This is a genomic window from Micromonospora polyrhachis, assembly GCF_014203835.1.
Lineage (GTDB): Bacteria > Actinomycetota > Actinomycetes > Mycobacteriales > Micromonosporaceae > Micromonospora_H > Micromonospora_H polyrhachis.
Map to the genome: position 1 here is coordinate 3,997,645 of NZ_JACHJW010000001.1, position 19,203 is coordinate 4,016,847.

The 19,203-nt window shown below is 69.8% G+C and carries 21 protein-coding genes, 1 tRNA gene and 2 pseudogenes; 20 read left to right on the forward strand and 4 right to left on the reverse strand.

Annotated elements, in window-relative coordinates:
* Window positions 1-2: 2 nt before the first annotated feature.
* Window positions 3-596, reverse strand: a complete 594-nt coding sequence (locus tag FHR38_RS17540; RefSeq protein ID WP_246446586.1) for a flagellar biosynthesis protein FlgA — start codon at window positions 594-596, stop codon at window positions 3-5.
* A gap of 213 nt (window positions 597-809) precedes the next feature.
* Between FHR38_RS17540 and FHR38_RS32305 the strand changes: the two genes are divergently transcribed.
* Window positions 810-1,064: a hypothetical protein gene (locus FHR38_RS32305; protein ID WP_246448074.1), complete on the forward strand. Its 255-nt coding sequence runs from the start codon at window positions 810-812 to the stop codon at window positions 1,062-1,064.
* Between the two features lie 62 nt (window positions 1,065-1,126).
* Here the strand turns inward: FHR38_RS32305 and FHR38_RS32310 are convergent.
* Both FHR38_RS32310 and FHR38_RS17550 read right to left on the reverse strand, forming a co-directional pair.
* Window positions 1,127-1,294, reverse strand: a pseudogene (locus tag FHR38_RS32310) (FmdB family zinc ribbon protein); the annotation flags it as partial.
* Between the two features lie 18 nt (window positions 1,295-1,312).
* Window positions 1,313-1,945 (reverse strand): 5-formyltetrahydrofolate cyclo-ligase, encoded by a 633-nt coding sequence (locus FHR38_RS17550; protein ID WP_184535689.1) that lies wholly within the window; start codon window positions 1,943-1,945, stop codon window positions 1,313-1,315.
* 84 nt (window positions 1,946-2,029) lie between these two features.
* Between FHR38_RS17550 and FHR38_RS17555 the strand changes: the two genes are divergently transcribed.
* The 9 genes and pseudogenes from FHR38_RS17555 to FHR38_RS17590 all read left to right on the forward strand — a co-directional run bounded on the left by FHR38_RS17555 (window position 2,030) and on the right by FHR38_RS17590 (window position 10,516).
* Window positions 2,030-4,423 (forward strand): diguanylate cyclase, encoded by a 2,394-nt coding sequence (locus tag FHR38_RS17555; RefSeq protein ID WP_312882229.1) that lies wholly within the window; start codon window positions 2,030-2,032, stop codon window positions 4,421-4,423.
* 9 nt (window positions 4,424-4,432) lie between these two features.
* Window positions 4,433-5,383 (forward strand): UTP--glucose-1-phosphate uridylyltransferase, encoded by a 951-nt coding sequence (locus FHR38_RS17560; RefSeq protein WP_184535690.1) that lies wholly within the window; start codon window positions 4,433-4,435, stop codon window positions 5,381-5,383.
* Between the two features lie 72 nt (window positions 5,384-5,455).
* Window positions 5,456-6,784: a molybdopterin molybdotransferase MoeA gene (locus FHR38_RS17565; protein ID WP_184535691.1), complete on the forward strand. Its 1,329-nt coding sequence runs from the start codon at window positions 5,456-5,458 to the stop codon at window positions 6,782-6,784.
* A gap of 100 nt (window positions 6,785-6,884) precedes the next feature.
* Window positions 6,885-7,526, forward strand: coding sequence for a GNAT family N-acetyltransferase (locus FHR38_RS17570; protein WP_246446588.1), 642 nt, complete (start codon window positions 6,885-6,887; stop codon window positions 7,524-7,526).
* A gap of 182 nt (window positions 7,527-7,708) precedes the next feature.
* Window positions 7,709-8,614, forward strand: coding sequence for a hypothetical protein (locus FHR38_RS17575; protein WP_184539813.1), 906 nt, complete (start codon window positions 7,709-7,711; stop codon window positions 8,612-8,614).
* 198 nt (window positions 8,615-8,812) lie between these two features.
* Window positions 8,813-8,889, forward strand: a tRNA-Ala gene (locus tag FHR38_RS17580).
* A gap of 40 nt (window positions 8,890-8,929) precedes the next feature.
* A pseudogene (locus tag FHR38_RS32315) lies at window positions 8,930-9,153 on the forward strand (hypothetical protein).
* 93 nt (window positions 9,154-9,246) lie between these two features.
* On the forward strand, window positions 9,247-9,411 hold the full coding sequence (locus tag FHR38_RS17585) for a hypothetical protein (protein WP_184535692.1): 165 nt from the start codon (window positions 9,247-9,249) through the stop codon (window positions 9,409-9,411).
* A gap of 82 nt (window positions 9,412-9,493) precedes the next feature.
* Window positions 9,494-10,516, forward strand: coding sequence for an NAD-dependent epimerase/dehydratase family protein (locus FHR38_RS17590; protein ID WP_184535693.1), 1,023 nt, complete (start codon window positions 9,494-9,496; stop codon window positions 10,514-10,516).
* 90 nt (window positions 10,517-10,606) lie between these two features.
* On the opposite strand, the gene FHR38_RS17595 is transcribed toward FHR38_RS17590, so the two are convergent.
* Entirely contained in the window at window positions 10,607-11,314 is a 708-nt protein-coding gene (locus FHR38_RS17595) for a hypothetical protein (protein ID WP_221449067.1), read from the reverse strand.
* Window positions 11,315-11,439: 125 nt separating this feature from the next.
* Between FHR38_RS17595 and FHR38_RS17600 the strand changes: the two genes are divergently transcribed.
* The 10 genes from FHR38_RS17600 to FHR38_RS17645 all read left to right on the forward strand — a co-directional run bounded on the left by FHR38_RS17600 (window position 11,440) and on the right by FHR38_RS17645 (window position 19,139).
* A complete protein-coding gene (locus tag FHR38_RS17600; RefSeq protein WP_184535695.1) occupies window positions 11,440-12,618 on the forward strand; it encodes a sensor histidine kinase in 1,179 nt (392 codons plus the stop codon).
* Window positions 12,615-13,286 carry a response regulator gene (locus FHR38_RS17605; protein WP_184535696.1) on the forward strand — a complete coding sequence of 224 codons (672 nt, stop codon included), beginning with the start codon at window positions 12,615-12,617 and terminating at the stop codon, window positions 13,284-13,286. Before FHR38_RS17600 ends, FHR38_RS17605 begins: the two co-directional genes overlap by 4 nt.
* Window positions 13,287-13,463: 177 nt before the next feature.
* Window positions 13,464-13,712: a hypothetical protein gene (locus FHR38_RS17610; protein ID WP_184540507.1), complete on the forward strand. Its 249-nt coding sequence runs from the start codon at window positions 13,464-13,466 to the stop codon at window positions 13,710-13,712.
* Window positions 13,713-13,824: 112 nt separating this feature from the next.
* A complete protein-coding gene (locus tag FHR38_RS17615) occupies window positions 13,825-14,007 on the forward strand; it encodes a hypothetical protein (RefSeq protein WP_184540509.1) in 183 nt (60 codons plus the stop codon).
* Between the two features lie 98 nt (window positions 14,008-14,105).
* Window positions 14,106-14,630, forward strand: a complete 525-nt coding sequence (locus FHR38_RS17620; RefSeq protein ID WP_312882231.1) for a TetR/AcrR family transcriptional regulator — start codon at window positions 14,106-14,108, stop codon at window positions 14,628-14,630.
* A gap of 59 nt (window positions 14,631-14,689) precedes the next feature.
* Window positions 14,690-15,637: an SDR family oxidoreductase gene (locus FHR38_RS17625; protein WP_221449068.1), complete on the forward strand. Its 948-nt coding sequence runs from the start codon at window positions 14,690-14,692 to the stop codon at window positions 15,635-15,637.
* A 21-nt stretch (window positions 15,638-15,658) separates the two neighbouring features.
* The gene (locus FHR38_RS17630) at window positions 15,659-15,913 is read left to right on the forward strand and encodes a winged helix-turn-helix transcriptional regulator (protein ID WP_221449069.1); all 255 of its coding nucleotides are present in this window, start codon (window positions 15,659-15,661) and stop codon (window positions 15,911-15,913) included.
* 215 nt (window positions 15,914-16,128) lie between these two features.
* On the forward strand, window positions 16,129-17,154 hold the full coding sequence (locus FHR38_RS33255; protein ID WP_221449070.1) for a CPBP family intramembrane glutamic endopeptidase: 1,026 nt from the start codon (window positions 16,129-16,131) through the stop codon (window positions 17,152-17,154).
* A gap of 48 nt (window positions 17,155-17,202) precedes the next feature.
* Window positions 17,203-18,492: a sensor histidine kinase gene (locus tag FHR38_RS17640; protein ID WP_184535698.1), complete on the forward strand. Its 1,290-nt coding sequence runs from the start codon at window positions 17,203-17,205 to the stop codon at window positions 18,490-18,492.
* Window positions 18,480-19,139, forward strand: coding sequence for a response regulator (locus FHR38_RS17645; RefSeq protein ID WP_184535699.1), 660 nt, complete (start codon window positions 18,480-18,482; stop codon window positions 19,137-19,139). Before FHR38_RS17640 ends, FHR38_RS17645 begins: the two co-directional genes overlap by 13 nt.
* The last annotated feature ends 64 nt before the right edge of the window (window positions 19,140-19,203 follow it).

The following is a 19,203-nucleotide window of genomic DNA, read 5'->3' on the forward strand; positions in this document are numbered from 1 at the left end:
CGTCAGGGCCGCACGATGATCGAGAAACGGACGTCCTCCGGCATGCCCACCACCCGGTTCGCCTGATCTGGCGGCAGTGCCAGATAGAGGGCGCTCGTCCCGTCGGCGGCCGGAGCCGAACCGATCACGTCGAGCACCAACGCCCGGGCGGCCAGCAACGTCGGTTCGGATGATCGGGCAGCTGACCCGGTGCCGCCCGGTACGGCCAGCAGGTCCACCCGAGCCCCGGGGTGTACGACCGCGAGGGCGGCGGGCTCGGCGAGCCGCACCGGCACTCCGACGGTGCCGATCGGCACGGCGAGCCGGTCCGGAACTGGCGTCGGGGCCAGCTCGGGGCCGGGACCGCCGTTCGCCGGACCCACCCGGGTATCGGACCCGCTGGTGGGTGGCGATGCTCCGGGACCAGAACCGCCCGCCGCCGGGACGGCAGCGGGACACGACTGCCGGGTCTCCTGGGCGTAGAGGATGCCAGCTGCCAGCGCGAGCAGCGCTGCGACCAGCGCTGTCCGGAGGAGGGTCGCCCGGCGGGGCAGGGTCGCCCACCGGCTCGGCCGCAGCGTCGGCTCACGCCGTCTCACCCTGCGCTCGATGGTCATGGCCAGCCTCCTCGCGGGCCGGCGACGCCGTGGCGGTTCGGGCGTCGTCCGGTGCGTCGGAGGCTAGCCAGCCGACGATCGGTGACGCAGCCGACAGCGACCCGCCTGTGGATAACTTGCCGACCTGTGGAAAACCGGCGGTCGGGGCCAGCAGCCGTGGTGCCGTCGCGCCGCGTTGCCGCTGAGCAGTAGCGGGGGTGTAGGGCTGCTGGGTTGCGCCGTCGTCAGGCCGCGCTGCTGGACGACGACGAGGAGGACGACGAGGACGAGGACGCGGAGGAGCCCGAGCCGCCCGTGCCGGTGGACGCCTTCTCCTTGGTGCCGGATCCGTTGGCGCTGCCCGTACCGTTGCTGGTCGCGGCGGCCGAGTCGGCGCTACCCGTCGTGGACGACCCCGACTTGCCCGAACTGCTCTTGCCGCCGCCGGTGGCGGACTCCGACCCGGAGGACCGCGAGTCGGTCCGGTAGAAGCCGGACCCCTTGAAGACGATGCCGACGGAGTTGAACACCTTCCGCAGCCGGCCCTCGCACGACGGGCACACGGACAGCGGCTCGTCGCTGAAGGACTGCACCGCCTCCAGTTGGTGTCCGCACTCGGTGCATGCGTACTGGTACGTGGGCACGGTCTCCTCCGGATCTTGCAAGCCTGGTTGGCACTCGACGTATCCGAGTGCCAATGGTGCGCCATCGTCGCCCATTTCGTCCAGCCGGACCCGTCATCCGGGCGGTCGGTCGGTCGTCAACAGCCGCAGTCCGGCCGCCGGGGTGATCACTGCTCGTACGCGCTGGTCGTGGGGAAGGGCTGGAGTCTCCTCGATCAACTCGCCGTCGTGCAGCAGCGCCACGGTCAGCGTACCCACGCCGGCCCGGGCCAGCGCCCGGTCGTACGAGCCACCGCCCCGGCCCAGGCGCACCCCCCGGGTGTCCACCGCCACCGCTGGCACCACGATCAGGTCGGCGGCACCGACGGCGGTCACCCCGAGCCGCGGGCCGGTCGGTTCCCGCAGCCCGCGACCGGCCGGCACGAGCGATCCCGGCCCCGAATAGGTGGCCCAATCCAGGTCCAGATCGGGACACAGTGCCGGCAACAGCAGTTGCCCGGCCGGTCCGAGTGCGGTGCGAAGGACATCCGGAAGGTCGCCCCCGCCCGGCTCGGAGCCCACCGGAACGTAGCTGGCGGCCAGGTGCGGGCGCATCCGGCGTACCAGATCGACGAGCTGAGCCTGGACGAGCCCGGCCGCCGCGATCCGGGTTTCCGCTGGTAGCGACCGGCGGCGGGCGAGTAGTACGGCGCGAAGTTCGGTCTTGGCCGCCACGACCGCTTCCGCTTCATCCGAAAAATCCGGCACGCAACACTCCTGGAGCAACTCCTGGCTAATCGATGGAGCTGTGTCAGCATCGCAGCAACCGATGCGGAACCTCCGGGGGGACGAGTGACGCTGCGTGGACGGCTGACCATCGCCTTCCTCGTGGTCGTGCTCGGCCCGGTCCTGCTCGGAGCCTTCTTCGTCGGCGGCACCATCGCCACGGTCAGCCGCAACCGCTCCGAGGAGCAGCTCAGGATCGCCACGGCAGCGGTCCGTACCTCGATCAGTGCGCTGTGTCGACAATTACACGCCGCCGCCGACACGGTCGCGGTGGTGACCGACCCGGCAACGCGGGCCGGTACCGCCGGCCAGGTGGTTGCCCGAGGGTTGGCGACCTCGATTTCGGTGACCGACGTCACCGGGACGATCGTCCACCAGACGCTCGGCGCACCGCCTGGCCCCTGGGTGGACTGTGCCAGCCCCGACCCGCCCGACCAGCGGGTACGTGCCCTCGCGGCGCGGATCGAGCTGCGCGACGCAGCCGGCACCGGGACCGGTTCGGTGATCGCGACCCAACTCATCGACGCCGCGTTCGTGTCCCGGCTCGCGGGAGCCGTCGGGGCTGCCGTGACCCTGCTCGGCGGCCCCGCCCCGACCGACGGGGTGGAGGCCAGCACCGAGGCGCCGGAAGACCGTGACGCAGTGGTCACCGCTGCCCGGCGGATCCGAGGTGACCGGGGCGTTGCCGCAGAGGGGGACCGGTACGTCCGGCGGGTCACCCCGGCACCGGGCCAACCCTTGTCGCTGGTGCTGTCGGTGCCGTACGACCAGCCCCAGGGCCGGTACGCCGTCCTCGTCATGGCCGTACTGCTCGCCGGCCTGCTGGCGGTGCTCGCCGCGTGGCGACTGGCCCGGAGCACCACCCGGCCACTGGCCGAACTTGCCCGCGCGGTGACCCGGGTCGCCAGCGGGGACCTGACCGTCCGGGTACCGGTCCGGACCCAGGACGAGATCGGTCGGCTGGCCAGCACCTTCAACCGGATGACCCGGGAGACCCAGGCGTACGTGCAGGCCCTCACCACCAGTCGGGACCAACTGCGTGGCCACCTGGCCGTGCTCGGTGACACCCTCTCCAGCACCCACGACCTACACCGGATCCTCCAGGTGATCCTGCAGACCGCGCTCGCCGCGACCGGGGCTCGGGCCGGCGTGGTGCTCCTGTTGGACCAGGCCACGGGCACCCTGGTCGGCCAGTGTGCCGAAGGGCTCGAAGAACGCTGGCCGGCCCGGGTCGAGTTGCCGGGTGGAAGGCCCGTGGGGCCCGACTCGCCGAGCGCAGGCTCGGTGGGGTCCGACTCGCCGGATGGAAGGTCGGTCGGGGTCGAATCGGCCGGTGCTGGGTCGGCTGATGCCGGATCGTTCACCGGCTCGCCGTCGGCCGATGATCCGATCGAATCGGCGTTCAGCGACCCGACCGCGTTGCGGATCCCGATCGGGGTCGGCCTGCTCGGGATGGTCGCCGCGACCGGTGAGCCGCAACGGGGACGGGTCGGCCGGGACAGCACCCCACTGTCCGGATTCGAGCCCCGGTGCGAGACCTTTGTGGCCGTACCCTTCTCGGCCCCGGCAGCCACCATGGCCGAGGCGATGCCCGTACCGCAGCCCCGCTCCGGTGGCGGCCAGCCGGGGGCGGTCACCCCGATCGTCGCGCTCGGCGTACTGGCGCTCTACGACCGACTCGGTTCCGACGAGTTCGACGACGCGGACCTGGTCACCCTGCGGACCTTCGCCGGGCACGCGGCGGTGGCGGTGGACAACGTACGGGTGCACGAGGAGGCCCAACGGCTCTCGTTGACCGATCCGCTGACCGGGCTGTGGAACTACCGCTACCTGAAGGAGTCGATCCGGCGGGAAGTGGAACGAGCCAGCCGTTTCGGCCGCATGCTCAGCGTGCTCGCGCTCGACCTGGACCGGTTCAAGGAGGTCAACGACACGTACGGGCACCCGGCCGGGGACGCCGTGCTGGCCGAGTTCGCCCGACGCGTACGCGGTGCGCTGCGCGAGGTCGACCTCGCCTTCCGGCAGGGCGGCGAGGAGTTCGTGGTGCTGTTGCCGGAAACCGACGCCCGGGGTGCCGCCACCGTCGCCGACCGCCTCGGGGCCGCCATCCGGGACAGCCCGATCGCCGTCGACCCGAATCCCGGCCCGGGTATGACCGCCGCCCGCTGCCTCATTTCGGTCACCGTCTCCATCGGTATCGCCGTCTTCCCCGACCACGCGACCACCGGGGCGCAGGTGCTCGACGCCGCCGACGACGCGCTGTACGCCGCGAAGGCGGCCGGTCGGGACACGTACCGGGTGGCGGTGGCCGCCGAACGTCCGGTCGGTGCGGAGATTCCGGTCCGGGCGGGTGCCGCCACCCCCGAGGACGGCCTCCCGTGGGCGGGCAAACCGCCAGGTGGCCGCCCGGGCGGCGCGTCTTCCGGGCCACACCCGCCACGACAGAGCCGTGGCCGATAGTCTCGCGACATGTCGGATGCCTCAACGACCCAAGCCACGTCCACCGCACCGGCTGGACAGCGGGCGGTGAAGGCGGTCATCCCGGCCGCTGGCCTCGCCACCCGCTTCCTGCCTGCCACCAAGGCCGTGCCCAAAGAGCTGTTGCCCGTGGTCGATCGACCGGTGCTGCAGTACATCGTCGAGGAGGCCGCCGCAGCGGGCATCGGCGACATCCTGCTCGTCACCGGCCGGGGCAAGACCTCGATGATCGACCACTTCGACCGGCAGCCCTACCTGGAAGCCAGACTGGAGGAGAAGGGCGACACCGAGCGGTTGGCCGCCATCCGGCGTCCCAGCGAACTGGCCGAGATCTACACCTGTCGGCAGGGCGAGCCGCTCGGCCTCGGACACGCGGTGTCGTACGCCGAGTCGCACGTCGGCGACGAGCCGTTCGCCGTACTGTTGGGCGACGAGTTCGTCGACCTGTCGGAGCCGCTGCTTCCGGCCATGCTCGACATCCAGGCCCGGACCGGCGGCATCGTGCTCGCCTTCCTGGAGGTCGCTCCCGAGGAGACCAAGCGGTACGGCATCGCCTCCGTCGAGCCGGCCGACGGCAACCTGTCCGACCTCGGTGAGGTGGTCAAGGTGACCGGGCTGGTGGAGAAGCCGGACCCGGCCCAAGCCCCGAGCAACCTCGCCGTACTCGGCCGGTACGTCCTACCCAGCCGCATCTTCGAGGCGATCAAACGGACTGGGCCGGGCAGCGGCGGAGAGATCCAGCTGACCGACGCGATGGGGCTGCTGCTCAAGGAAGGGGTGCCGGTGCACGGCATCGTCTACCGGGGCACCCGCTACGACACCGGAATGCCATTGGGCTACCTCCAGGCGGTCGTACAGATCGCCTGCCAGCGCGACGACCTGGGCCCGGAGTTCCGGCGGTGGCTCGGCGAGTTCGTCGGCAGCTTCGGGCGGGGTACATGACCAGCCTCTCCCGTTGCCGGTCACAGCGGACGATCCGAAGAACCGGCATACCGGATCGGGTGAGGTGACGATGTGACCGCGACGGCCGATGCCGAGGCGGCCGCCAACGAGCTGACGCCGCTCGCCGACTACCTGGGCAGCGTGCTGCGCAGGTTACGCGCGCTGCCGCCGCTCGACCTCGACCTGACCCAGGCATACGGCAACGTCCTCGCCGAGGACGTCGTCGCGCCGAACTCCTATCCGGCTTTCGACCAAGCCGCGATCGACGGGTATGCGGCCCGTTGGGAGGACATCTCCGGTGCCGGCCGGGGCGACTACGCCCCGGCCGGCACCGCCGCCTACAGGCCGGTTCGTCGGGACGGCTCCCGCCCGGTCCGGCTCAACGTCGTCGGCGACCTCGGTGCGGCGAGCTGGCGGCCAGTCCGGCTGACCCAGGGTTGCTGCTTCTCGGTCGCCGCCGGGGCTCCGCTGCCACTGGCCGCCGACGTGGTGGTGCCGGTGGAGTGGACCGACCAGGGCATGGCCGCGGTGGAGATCTTCCGTGCGCCCAAGCGCGGGTACGGCGTACGCCGAGCCGGTGAGGAACTACCGGCCGGCACCCTTCTGGCGCGCTCCGGCACGTACGTCTCGCCGGCCCTGGTCGCCGTCTTCGCCGCGACCGGGATCGGGCATGTCGTGGTCCGACCCAGCCCCCGTGTGGTGATCGTGGCCACCGGTGACGAACTGGTCGACGTCGGTCGGGCCAGCCAGCCCGGCCAGGTGGTCGACGCGAACTCGCACGCCCTCACCGCCGCCGCCGCCGAGGTGGGCGCGGTCGCCTATCGGATCGGCATCTGCGACGACGATCCCGAGGGGCTGCGCGGACTCCTTGAGGACCAGACTCTTCGAGCCGACCTGATCATCACCACCGGAGGCACCGGTACCGGCCCGGGTGACATGGTGCGGCGCATCCTGTCCCGCAGGGACGGTGGTCGGGCGGGCCCGGTGTCCTTCACCAAGGTCGCGCTCTACCCGGGGGCCGCGCTCGGCTTCGGTACGGTCGGCGCGGAGGAGGTGCCGGTCGTCTGCCTGCCCGGTGAGCCCGGGGCTGCGTTGATCGGGTTCGAGGTGCTGGCCCGGCCGGCGATCCAGTTGCTCGCCGGTGCCGAGCCGGTGTTTCGGCCCAGTGTCCGGGCACATCTACTGGAGACGGTGCCGTCTCCGGCGGGACTGCGCGAGTTTCGCCCCGCACACGTCGCCGAGCGGCGTGGCGGTGGCTACACGGTGCAGCCACTCAGCGGTGGGCCGTACACGCTCTCCGGCCTGGCGGAGGCGAACGGGCTGCTGGTCCTCGGCGAACGGGTGACCACCGCGACGGCCGGATCCACGGTGGACGTCCTCTTGCTGGACCGTCGTCGATGAACCGGTACGGTGATCGGTCCGGCCCGACTGCTATGGGGCAGGTCAGGCCGCGGTGCGTGCGGCAGTTTGTCCGGCCGGATCGATAGCTGGAGGCGGTGTCATGAGACTCAGGGTGGCGATGGGTTGGCCGGTGATGCTCGCCGACGGGCCGGTGTTGCTGCGCCCGTACCGGCGGTCGGACGCGGCGGCCTGGTCCGAGGTCCGGCGCGCCAACCAGGCGTGGTTGGCGCCCTGGGAGTCGATGCCGGTCGGCAACTGGGCCGACCTGAACTCGCCGGCCGCGTTTCGTTACGTCTATCGCGACCTGCGTCAATCGGCTCGGCGGGGCGAGGGGATGCCGTTCGCGGTGTGCCTGGTCGAGGAGGGGCGCGAACGGCTCGTCGGCCACCTCAACCTGGGCAACATCGTGCGACGGGCGTTCTGCTCGGCGTACGTCGGTTACTGGGTCGACTCGCGGGTGGCGGGTCGAGGCATCATGCCCACCGCGTTGGCACTCGTCGTCGACTACGCGTTCGGACCGGGCGGGCTACACCGCATCGAAGTGAACATCCGCCCAGAAAACGGGCCTTCGCGGCGCGTCGTGGAGAAGCTGGGCTTCCGGGAGGAGGCGTACCACCCCCGGTACATGCACATCGACGGTGCTTGGCGAGATCACATCGGATACGCGATGACCAGCGAGGAGATCGTGCCCGAAGGTGGGCTGCTGGCCCGCTGGCACCGGCTGCGGGCCCTCGCTACTTGATCTTCTTCCCGCCCCGCTGGTCGGCGCGGCGCACGATGTTCCTGGTCGAGGGCCCGTAACCTCAAGTAACTGGAACGTGCGGTAACCACGCCGGACCTGCCCGATCTGCGCGCTGAGCGAAACTGTGCGGAGATCTTGCCGAGCCGGTGGGTTGCCCGATGTGGGTGACGGGAGGGGTGAGGGTGCCGACCTCGGTGCTCCTCGCCGTCCTCGCCGCAGCCGGTCTGCTCGCCCTCGCGCCGGCGCTGGTTCGCCGGTACGACGCCACCGAGCGGCTGGTGGCGGAGCGGGCGCAGTCGACGGCGCGGGTGCTACAGCGCCGCCGACGGCGGCGTACTGTCCCCGGCCGGATCCCGGTCAACCCCCGCCCGGTGCGGGTGGTGACTCGTCGTGTCGACGGATCAACGGCGGAGCCAGGAAGCGCCCCGGTCGGGCCGGCCTCAGGCGTCTCCGACCGGCCCGTCTCCGGTCTGCCCGTCTCACCAGGTGCGCCTGCCTCACCGGGTGGGCCGGTCTCAGGGCGTGGGACTGTCTCCGGTGGGCCGACGGCGGTTCGCCGTGCCGGTCGACTCCGCTCGGTGCCCCGGACCTCGCCCCGCGGGCGTCGCCGACCCAACGCGTACCGCCACACCCCGGCGGTCTACCGGCGACGGCGGGTCTTCGCCGCATTGCTTCTGCTCAACGTCGTCGAGTTGGTCGGTGTCACGGTGGTTGGTCCAGGCTTCTGGATCGGTTTCCTGGTCACCGGGACGCTGCTGGTCGCCTATCTCGTACACCTGCGGCGGCGGGCGATCACCGAACGCCGCCGGCGGCGGGCGCAGGCCCGGGACGCGGCCTGGTTGGCCGCGCGGCAGGCCGAGGTACGCCGGGAGCAGGCCCGGCGGGCGGCGGCCCGGCGGGAGGCGCAGCGGCGGTTGGCCGCCCAGCGCGAGGTGGTGCGCCGGGCGGCGATGGGTCTGGACGGGGCTGCCGACTTCCCGTCAGCCGCCTCGGGCGGCGGGCGGGCGGGCGGCTCGGTGTCGTATCGCCGCTCCGGTGGCCTCCGGGGTCGACCGTACGAGGCCGGTCGAGGCTCCCACTCCGCCTGACCCACCCCGTCCTCCCCTGTCCTCCCTCTGACCTTTCTTGCCGATCATGAAGTTGTGACAGGAAATTGTCCCTTTTGTCTGCTATAACTTCATGATCGACGGGGGGGTCGTGGCGGGGTGGCGGGGTGGATTCGCCCTGGCGGTCCCCGACCTGTTAGCCTTGTCGCCGGCCCGCAACGAGTTCCGGTGGCGGGCCGAGGGGCTGTGGCGCAGACCGGTAGCGCACCTCGTTCGCATCGAGGGGGTCAGGGGTTCAAATCCCCTCAGCTCCACCAGTAACACCGTTGACCAGTGAAAACGCTGATCGCTGATCATCTGGCACAAATTCGGCACAACTCAGCTTGGAAGAGCCGATCCAGATCGGTTCCCGGCAGCCTCGGTCCGGTACACGGCTGGCGTACACCGCCAGAGTCATCGCCGCGATCCTCGTCATGAACGGAAGCCACCGGGTCTGGCTGTACACGCTCGTTCCCGGATTCGGCGGCCTCCTCGCCGCCCATATCGCAGCAGCCGAACGGCCGGAAACCTGGACGCCATAAGACGGGCTGCGGCCACTCCGGACCAGTCCTGCCGGTGCGGGATCGGTGATGACGTACGCCACTGCGGCGCTGGCCGGGGGTTAGGCTCGCATCATGCCCGACCAGCAACAGCCAGCGTCCGCGCCGAACCTGTGCACCACCTGCTTCGGGGCTCGCAAGGTGTGGGGATACGCCCTGGTCGACGGTCGTACCCAGGCGGTCTGGGTGACCTGCCCGGGGTGCAACGCGCCGACCCGCCCGGTCGCCGGCCCCGAGTAACACATGAGGACGGTCAGCACCGTCTTTCGGCTCGTCGCGAACATCCTCGCCACTGGTCATCGGTCGGTCGTATCGTCACCGGATGACGGAGACCGCGTTGGTGGTCGGTGCTTCCGGACAGATCGGCCGGGCTGCCGTACGCGCCCTGGTCGGGGACGGCTGGCAGGTCCGAGCCGGGGCCCGGGGCGTACGGGCCAGCGACCCATGGCCGGTCGACTGGGGTGTCGAGTCGGTCCGACTCGACCGGGACGACGACTCTCAGCTGGCCGACGCCCTCGGTGACGGGGTCGACGTGGTCGTCGACACCATGGCGATGAATGCCTCGCACGCCCACCAACTGCTCCGGATGGCCGATCGGATCGGCTCGGCGGTGGTGGTCTCCACCGCCGCCGTCTACCTCGACGACCAGGGCCAGGGGTTCGGCGAGGAAGGGGTCCGGTTCCCCGTACCCATCGTCGAGAGTCAGCCGACCGTCGAGCCGGGCGAGGGCAGCTACCCGACCGAGAAGGCCGCGATGGAACGAGAGCTGTCGACTGCCGGAGTCACCCTGCCGACGACGCTGCTCCGGGCGGGTGCGATCCACGGTCCACATACGAGGCATCCCCGTGAGTGGTACTTCGTCAAGCGGGCGCTCGACGGTCGGCCGGTCCGGATCCTGGCCTACCGGGGGCAGAGCCGGTTCCAGCCGGTGTCGACCGTCAACCTGGCGGAACTGATCCGGCTCGCCGCCGCCCGGCCCGGCTCCCGGGTGCTCAACGCCGCAGATCCGCAGGCCCCGACCGTACGGGAGATCGGCGCGGCCGTGCACGCGGTGCTCGACCACGACGCCGAGGAGGTCCTGGTCGACGGACCGTCGCCGGTGTTCCCGGTCGGCATCACTCCGTGGACCGTGCCGGAACCGGTGGTGCTGGACATGGCAGCGGCGGAGCGCGAACTAGGCTATCGGCCGGTGAGCAGCTACCTGGACTCGCTACCGGAGACGGTGGCCTGGCTGGTGGCTGCCGCTCGGGGCCGGGACTGGACGGACGTCTTTCCCGATCTTGCCCACAACTACCAGACGGACTTTTTCGACTACCCGGCCGAGGACGCCTGGCTTGGCCGATAGTCGTCATCTTTCCACGTCGATATAGACGAGGCCGGGTCGGGCATCCCACAGGTAGGTTGCGACGGGGTTTGACGTGCGCCATCGGTGGGCTCAACCAGCGGTGCCGAGCAGAGCCATGGCACCGAGGGCAGTCGGAACCAGGACCGCCCAGCGGACCACCGCTCCGGCCGACGGTGCCGGTCCGTCCCGGAGCACGCGTACGCCCAACGGCACCAGGGCGGCGGCGAGGCCGAGGACCGCGATGACGGAGAGCGGTGTCGTGCCCTTGAGCACGCCGAGTGGCAGGGCGCTCATCGCGGCCAGGGCGATCGCGCGGAACGGGCCGAGGACCCGGGCCCGCCACGCGCCGATCGCCAGCACCACCCACCCCGCCATGATCGCGACAGACAGCGCACTGAGTACGTAGTACGCGCCGTAGGCGTCGCCCACCGTGCGGGTCGCCACCTCCACCCCCTGAACCCGTACCAGTTGGAAGGCGAGGTGGTCGACGCCGGCGTGGAACGTCCGTTGGAACAGCCCGAATATGGCGAGCGCCCCACCGCACAACGCCCAGCCGGGGCGGGTGACGCCGATGCGCTGGGCGAGGGCTGCGACGGCTGGCCAGAGCAGGACGTTGCCCACCACGAAGGCGCTGTAGGCGGTGAAGATCAGCGCCGGATGCCGGTCGTAGGCGGCGAGTTGGTCGGGGAAGAAGAAGTGGTGCCCGGCACGGAGCAGCACGCCGGTGAGCATGAGCAACGGTCCGAGGATCAGGGCGCAGCCGCCGAGCCAGCGACCCGGAAAGCGGTTGTCAGTCATGACCACCACGATCGTCCGGTAGGGCTGGCCTGCCATCGGTCCACGGACCGGACCTCCGGGTCCGACCCAGGTATGACAGGCCGCAGTGGGACGCCGACCAGAGGCGGTACGGATACCGTCGGGCCATGCTCCCGATCAACGTACGTCGTGCGGTGCTCCTCCTCGGCGACCTGGTCGCCGGGGTGCTGATCACGGTGGCGTACCTGACCTTCGCCGAGCTCGACGGAACCGACGGCCTTCCTGCCTTCAGTGGGCCGCCCTGGCTCGGATGGCTGGTGGCTGCCGCCGTCGGCCTGCCGCTGGCAGCCCGGCGGATCCGGCCCCGGACGGTGCTCGCTGCGGTGACAGCCGCCACGGCCACCGCCACGCTGCTCGATCTCACCCGGGAGCCGTACGTCGCCGTCGCGTTCGCGCTCTATCTTGTCGCGCTGCGGGAACCAGTGCGCTGGTCGGTGTCGCTGCTGGCCGCCACCCTGCTGGTGAGCACCGCGGGGGTGTACCTCGGCGAGGCGGTGCTCACCCCCAGCGGAAGCGTCGCCGACGCGATGCCGACGATCGGCCTGGTCTGGCTCGTGGTCGGCGCAGGTTGGGTGGTCGGTGTGGTGACGCGCCACCGGCGGGCCCGGGCTGATCAGGCCGCACATCGGGAGCGGGAGCGGGACAAGCAACAGATCCAGGCTGCGGAACGACTGCGCATAGCGCGGGAGATGCACGACATCGTGTCGCACCACCTGAGCCTCATCGCGGTACAGGCCGGTATCGCCAACCACGTCGCCGAGGAGCATCCGGCCGAGGCTCGCGAGGCGCTTCGGGTCATCGAGACGACCAGCCGCGGCGCGCTCACCGAGATGCGCGGCATGCTCGGGGTACTCCGAGTCGACCCGGAGCGGGCGGCGACCACGCGGAAACCCGCCCCGGGACTCGCCGGACTGTCCGAACTCGCCGATCGGGCCGCCGCCGCCGGGGTCACCGTCGAACTCGACGTCACCACCGTCGGCACGCCACCGCCGCCCGGGGTGCAGTTGGCGACGTACCGGATCGTGCAGGAGGCTCTCACCAACGTCGTCAAGCACGCGGCACCGGCCCACTGCGCCGTACGGGTGGTGGCTGGAGACGGGTTGATGACCGTGGACGTGACCGACGACGGGGTACGACCAGCCAGGAACGGTTCCGGTGGGCACGGTCTGATCGGCATGCGCGAGCGGGTGACGATGTACGGCGGGGATCTCACCGCCGGACCGTGTCCCGACGCCGGCTTCACGGTGTCCGCCCGTATTCCGTATCTGAGCAGGGAGAACGCGTGAACATCCGGGTACTGGTCGCCGAGGATCAGGCGCTGGTCCGCAGTGGCTTCCGACTGCTGGTGGACACCGCACCCGACCTGATCGGGGTGGGCGAGGCCAGCACCGGCGCCGAGGCCGTCGAGCTGGCCCGCCGGGTACGGCCGGACGTGATCCTCATGGACATCCGCATGCCCGAGCTGGACGGTATCGAGGCCACCCGGCAAATCTGCGGTGATTCCGCGACGGGCGGCGTACGGGTTCTGATCCTGACCACCTTCGATCTGGATGAGTACGTCCACGCGGCGCTGCGCGCCGGTGCCAGCGGTTTTCTGCTGAAGGACACCCCGCCGGCCGGACTGCTGTCGGCGATCCGGATCGTGGCGCAGGGGGAGGCGCTGCTCGCCCCGTCCGTGACGCGACGTCTCATCGCCGAGTTCACCCGGCGGCCCGAACCCGCCCAGTCACCAGCTTCGCGGTTGGACGGGTTGACCGATCGCGAACGCGAGGTGCTCATCCTCATCGCGCACGGCCTGTCGAACCACGAACTCGCCGTCCACCTGCACCTCAGCGTCGCCACCGTGAAGACCCACATTGGCCGGCTGCTGGCGAAGCTGCACGCCCGGGACCGCGCACAGCTAGTGATCACGGCGTACGAGAGCGGTCTGGTCACGGCTGCGGTCAGGGGTTGATTCGGCCGACGGGCGAACCAGGCCACCGAGATTCATCGCCATTGCGCCCAGGGAATCGTCGTGCACGACGTACAGCCTGCTACACCTCGAACCGACTGGCTGGCTGGATCGTCTTACCCCGGTCACCGCTCCTAGCGTGGAAGGTGCCCATGCGGCCGATCACGTAAGGAGTACGTCGTGCCGGACCCGTATCGACTTTCCGAGACGTCCGAGACGTCCGAGCCGCCAGGCGCCGTACCACCAGCGGAATCGCGGGGCACGGTGGTCCGTCCGCTGCTGTGGTTGGTGCTGGTGGTCAGCATCGCCGCCAATGTGGTGAGTTCAGCCATCGGCGTCAACGTCTTCATCGGGTCCGGGTTCGGGCTGGTCGCGTTGGCCAGTGGCGTGGCGCTGATCGTCCACCACTACCGGCGGCGGCGTCGATGAGCACCGCGAGCATCGGACGACGTACCGCAACGGAGACCGGGCAGACGACCGCCGTACTGCTGGAACAGGTCACCAAGATCTATCCCGGTGGGGTTCGGGCGCTGGACCGAGGTTGCTCGGGATCGCCAACAAGCTCGTCGCGACCACCGTCCAGCGCCGCAACGAGGTCGCCATGCTCCAGTTGATCGGTGCCACGCCCGTCCAGGTCCGATCGAGGATGCGGCGGGAGGCGAGCTTGGTCTGCGCGGTCACGCTCGGTACCGGCTCCGGATTCGGGCACAGCAGCGGCGATTGACCAATCCTGACCGATTGGGCTAGGGTTTGACCATGCGGTCAAATTCTGCGGCGGGAGTGCCCCTAACACGTACGCAGCGTGCCCGTCGCGACGACATCGTGGCGGCGACCATCGCCATGATCGACAGGGAGGGCTATGCCGCCGCAACGACAGAGCGGATAGCGAAGCAGGCCGAGACAAGCAAAGGCACTCTCCTCTACCACTTCAAAAGCAGGGAAGCCATTGACGAAGCGGTCGTGCGTGCGCTCTACGACAACGGTGCCGCCTACATGACCACACGCATCACGGCCGTGGCATCCTCCCGCGACAGGCTGCGCGCCTACCTGTCATCGAACCTGCGCTTCATCGCGGAAAACACCGCACACGTCAACGCCGTCCATCGCATCCTCGACAACACCGGCGCCCATATCGACATCCCCGACGGCGTTCCGGGGTTGCGGCAACTGCTGACCTCGGGGCAACTGAACGGCGAGTTCGACTCGTTCGACGTCGAGGTCATGGCGCTGTCTATCCGTGCCGTCGTCGATGCGGCGTCCCGCCACTTCGCCGCCAACCCCAACCTCGATGTCGACCACTACATCGACCAGGCGTCCCGAATTTTCGACAAGGCAACCACGTCTTGATCGCACCCGTGTGAACTACGCGACCGCCCGAAACTCCCGACACCAGAAGCGAATCCCCGGTGGGCAACGCCGAGCTTCCCAGTCATCGTCGCCGCAATCTCGATCACGACAGTCGTCTTTTGTCGTTGTGGCGACCCCAAGCGTTACGCGCGCCGAGAACCAGCGTTCTGAGCATCCTCAACCTGAGGGCAAGCCAGGACGAGGAACCGAAGGGACACAACATGTTCACGGGTGTCGCTGGGCGGACATACGTCGTGACCGGCTCGGCATCTGGCATCGGTGCGGCGACCACGAGACTGCTCGCCGAGCGCGGTGCCAAGGTGATCGGTTGTGATCTCAGCGACGCCGACATCCAGGCTGACTTGTCCACGCCTGACGGACGACAGTCGCTTGTCGACCAGGTCGCCAAGCGCGGGCGTATCGACGCTGTGCTCGCCGTCGCCGGGGGCGGCAAAACCGGCCTTCTTGCGACAAACTACTTCGGTACCATCGCGACGCTCGAAGGGCTGCGACCACTGCTGGCACAGAGCTCGGCTCCCCGAGCGGTGGCCGTCTCGTCGACCTCGTCGCTGGCGCCCGCAGACGAGCGCGTGATGCAGGCCTGCCTTGATGGCGACGAGGCCGCTGCCCTCGCGTATATCGATGCGGATCCCTCTCTCGGAGGTGTCGCGGGTGCGTATGGCATCGCCAAGCGTGCGCTGAACCGCTGGGTACGTCGGTCCGCCACAACATCCGAGTGGGCAGGAGCTGGCATCGCTCTCAACGTCGTTGCCCCCGGCGTCGTCGATACCCCTGCGGCTTCCTACATTCTGACGAGCGAAGAAGTGCGCTCCGCCGTCGAGGCCTCCGCGCCACAACCGTTCGGAGGCTTTCCGGGTCGACCTGAGTGGGTTGGCGAGCTCATCTGCTGGCTTGCCAGCGCGGCCAACCAATTCGTTACCGGGCAAATCATCTTTGCCGATGGGGGTTCTGAAGCGTCGTTGGTCAAAGATGTTCACTGGCGCTGACTAATCTCGATGGTGGGCACCATGCTCGGGCCGTTGGCCGACCTTCCGCGTTGGCTGACCTTCCGCGTTGGCCGACCTTCCGCGTTGGCTGGCCTTCCGCGTCGGCAGCCCACCGAATGCTCCATCGCCAAGGCCATGGAGGCCATCGGTACGCGATCGGCGATGTTGATTGTTCGCGAGGCGAGGTACGGCACCACGCGGTTCGACGACTTCACCAGCCGGGGCGGAATCAACGACACGGTCGCGGCGGCGCGCCTGAAACAAACTCGAAGCTGAACCGCGGCGGTAGGCATCGAAACGGCACGCCGCCAGTACAGGGCCTCCTGTGCCGGCGGCGGCGTGCGGCAGTGGAAACAGTGGGCGTGGCGCGTTCGCCGGTACCCCCAGGTACCCCTGGCTATACCTCGGTTCGGGTGTCCACGGTAGAGACCCGCGGCCCAGCCGCTGCTGGACTGACTAGCGATAGCAGCACGCCCTTCTGGAGGACGAACGTGGTCGCAGTCAATGATCGAGCGGTCGTCGGCGGCATCGCCGACCGTACCGGCGACACCGGGATTCGAGGTTTCGTCCGGCGTCGCCCCTTGCTCAGTTTCTTCCTGATGGCGAACCTGCTGAGCTGGGTCGCGTGGACACCGTACGTGCTGTCGGCCACCGGGTTGGGGGTCTGGGACTTCCACTTCCCCGCACTTCTCGGCAGTACGCAGACCGTCGGTGTTCTCCCCGGCGCCTATCTCGGCCCGATCATGGCGGCGTTCGTCGTCACGTTGGTCGCCGACGGAAAGCCCGGACTGCGCCGATGGGTCGGCCGGATGCTGCGATGGCGGATCAGTTGGGTCTGGTACGTGTCGATCGTCGTCGCCGTTCCCTTCGCCCTCACCTCCACCTCCCTCGGGCTGTCCGACGGTGCCGTCCAGATGCCGTCCGTCGCGGTGCTGGTGGCCTACATACCGGTGATGATCTTCCAGATGCTCACCACCGGCTTGGCGGAGGAGCCGGGGTGGCGGGACTTCGCCACGCCGCGCCTCCAGAAGCGGTACGGGCCGATCATCGGCATGCTGATCCTCGGGCCGATGTGGGGCGTGTGGCACCTTCCGCTGTTCTTCAGTGAGTGGGGCGGGTGGCCCGACGTGACCGCGCTGAGGGTCCTCGAGTTCATCGCCTCGTGCTTCACCCTCAGCGTGGTGATGACCTGGGTGTTCAACCGGACCAAGGAAAGCCTGCCGCTGGTCATGCTGTTGCACGTCAGCGTCAACACCTACTTCTCGGTTGCCTGGGAGGAGATGTTCCCGACGATCGCCACCGCCGAGAACTCGACGCACATCCAGTTGATGACCACCGGTGTGGCGGCGGCCATCGTGCTCATCGCCACCCGGGGACGTCTCGGCTATCAACCGGCGGTCGAGCCCTCCGCGACGCAGGGTGCCGCTGCGCTTCCCGCGACACCGGGTGTGGTCGAGCCCTCCGCGACGCCGGGTGCGACAGAGCCGCCCGCGACGCGGGATGCCAAGGTGGATTGAGCGAAGACCGGGACGTGGTGGGCCGGCATCGACCGCAGGAGGTTGCTAGTGCTCGACGGCGACCAGCGGGACGCCCACGGCGTCTCATCCCGTAGCCGGAGGCCCGCCCGTCGGCGGTTGGTGGTCGACCGTGCCCGCGTCACGCTGGACGCACTCGAACACCTCGTTGGCGGGCTGGGCACCGGCATCCTCGCCCTGACGGCACTGATCTGTCTCGTCCTCGCCGCACTGGCCTGTCTTGTCGGCGTCGGTCTGCTTATGATGCCGGTCGCGTTTCGGGTTCTCCGCGTCGTCGCTGATCGGGAGCGGGCCCGACTGTCCCGGTGGGGACCGGAGATCATCGGCCCGGAGCCGGTGCCGGTACGGCTGGGAGATGCGGTGCGAGATCGTGCGGTGCAGCGGGAACTGGGCTGGGTGGCCTGGCATGCGACCGTCGGACTCTGCCTCGGCCTCTTCGGAGCCACCCTGCCCCTCTACGTGGTGATGAACGGAACCTTCCCGTTGTGGTGGTACCTGGTGCCACCAACCGACGCCTCCGACACGTTGGGGCTCGTGACGGTGCACGACACGCAGAGCGCTCTGCTGGTGGCCCTGATGGGCCTGGGCTGGTTCGTTGTCGCCGTGGCCGTCACGCCGGTGATGGCCTGGCTACAGGCGTGGCCGGGCCGCCGCCTCCTGTCGCCCGATCCCGGTGCCGACCTCACCCTGCGGGTTGCGCAACTGACCGCGACCCGGGCGGCCGTGTTGGACGCGCACGCCACTGAGCTGCGGCGGATCGAACGGGCCCTGCACGACGGCACCCAGAACCGGATCGTCGCCGTCAACGTGCTGCTCGGCGCGGCCCGTCGGGCGGCGGGCCGGGACCCGTCCCAGGCCGAGGCCATCATCGACCGCGCCCAGGACGCCGCTGAGCAGGCGCTCGCCGAGCTGCGTGCGGTCGTACGCAGCATCCTGCCACCGGTGCTGACCGATCGCAGCCTGCCCGACGCCCTCACCGCCCTGGCCGCTGACTCGCCGGTGAACTGCCGGATCGACGCCGATGTGCCTGACCGGTGCGCGGCGTCCGTCGAGGCGACCGCCTACTTCGTCGTCGCCGAGGCGTTGACCAACATTGCCCGACACAGTCACGCCACGCAGGCCGCCGTTATGCTTCGTCGTCGTGGGGATCAACTGTTCGTGGAGATCACCGACGATGGCCAAGGCGGAGCGGACGAGCACAGCGGGTCGGGGCTGGCCGGCATCCGCCGCCGGGTCGAAGCGCAGGATGGGACGTTCACGCTGGTCAGTCCGGCCAGCGGGCCCACCACCCTCACCGTGAGCCTGCCATGCGGATTGTGATCGCCGAGGACGACCCACTGCTGCGGGAGGGGCTGGCGCTGCTGCTGCGGGCGGAATCCCTGGACGTGGTCGCCACCGCCGGTAACGCCGGGGACTTCCTGGTCGCCGTCGACACGTACCGGCCGGATGTGGCCATTGTGGATGTTCGGATGCCGCCAACCCACACCGACGAGGGGATCGTGGCGGCGGTCGAAGCCCGACGACGGCACCCCGAGATGGCCGTACTCGTGCTGTCCGCGTACGTCGAGCAGGCGTTCGCCACCGACCTGCTCGCCGACGGTGGTGCCCGGCTGGGCTATCTGCTCAAGGAACGGGTGGGGCGGGTCGAGGAGTTCCTGGACGCGCTGCACCGGGTGGCCGGCGGCGGCACCGCCATCGATCCGGAGATCGTCGCCCAGTTGCTGACCCGCAACCGGCCGGGCCGACGCCTGGACCGGTTGAGCCCTCGGGAACGTGACGTGCTGGCGCTGATGGCCGAGGGGCTGGGAAACACCGCCATCGCGGAACGGCTCTTCGTCACCGACGGTGCGGTGCACAAGCACATCCGGAGCATCTTCGCGAAGCTGGATCTCGCGCCCACCGATCGCGCGGATCGACGGGTCACCGCCGTTCTGCAGTATCTCGAAGACGCCAACCGGCGGGGCTGACCCGATACGACACGTGCACACCGGCCGGCCACCCCGACGTACGGGTGACCGGCCGGCGGCGTGC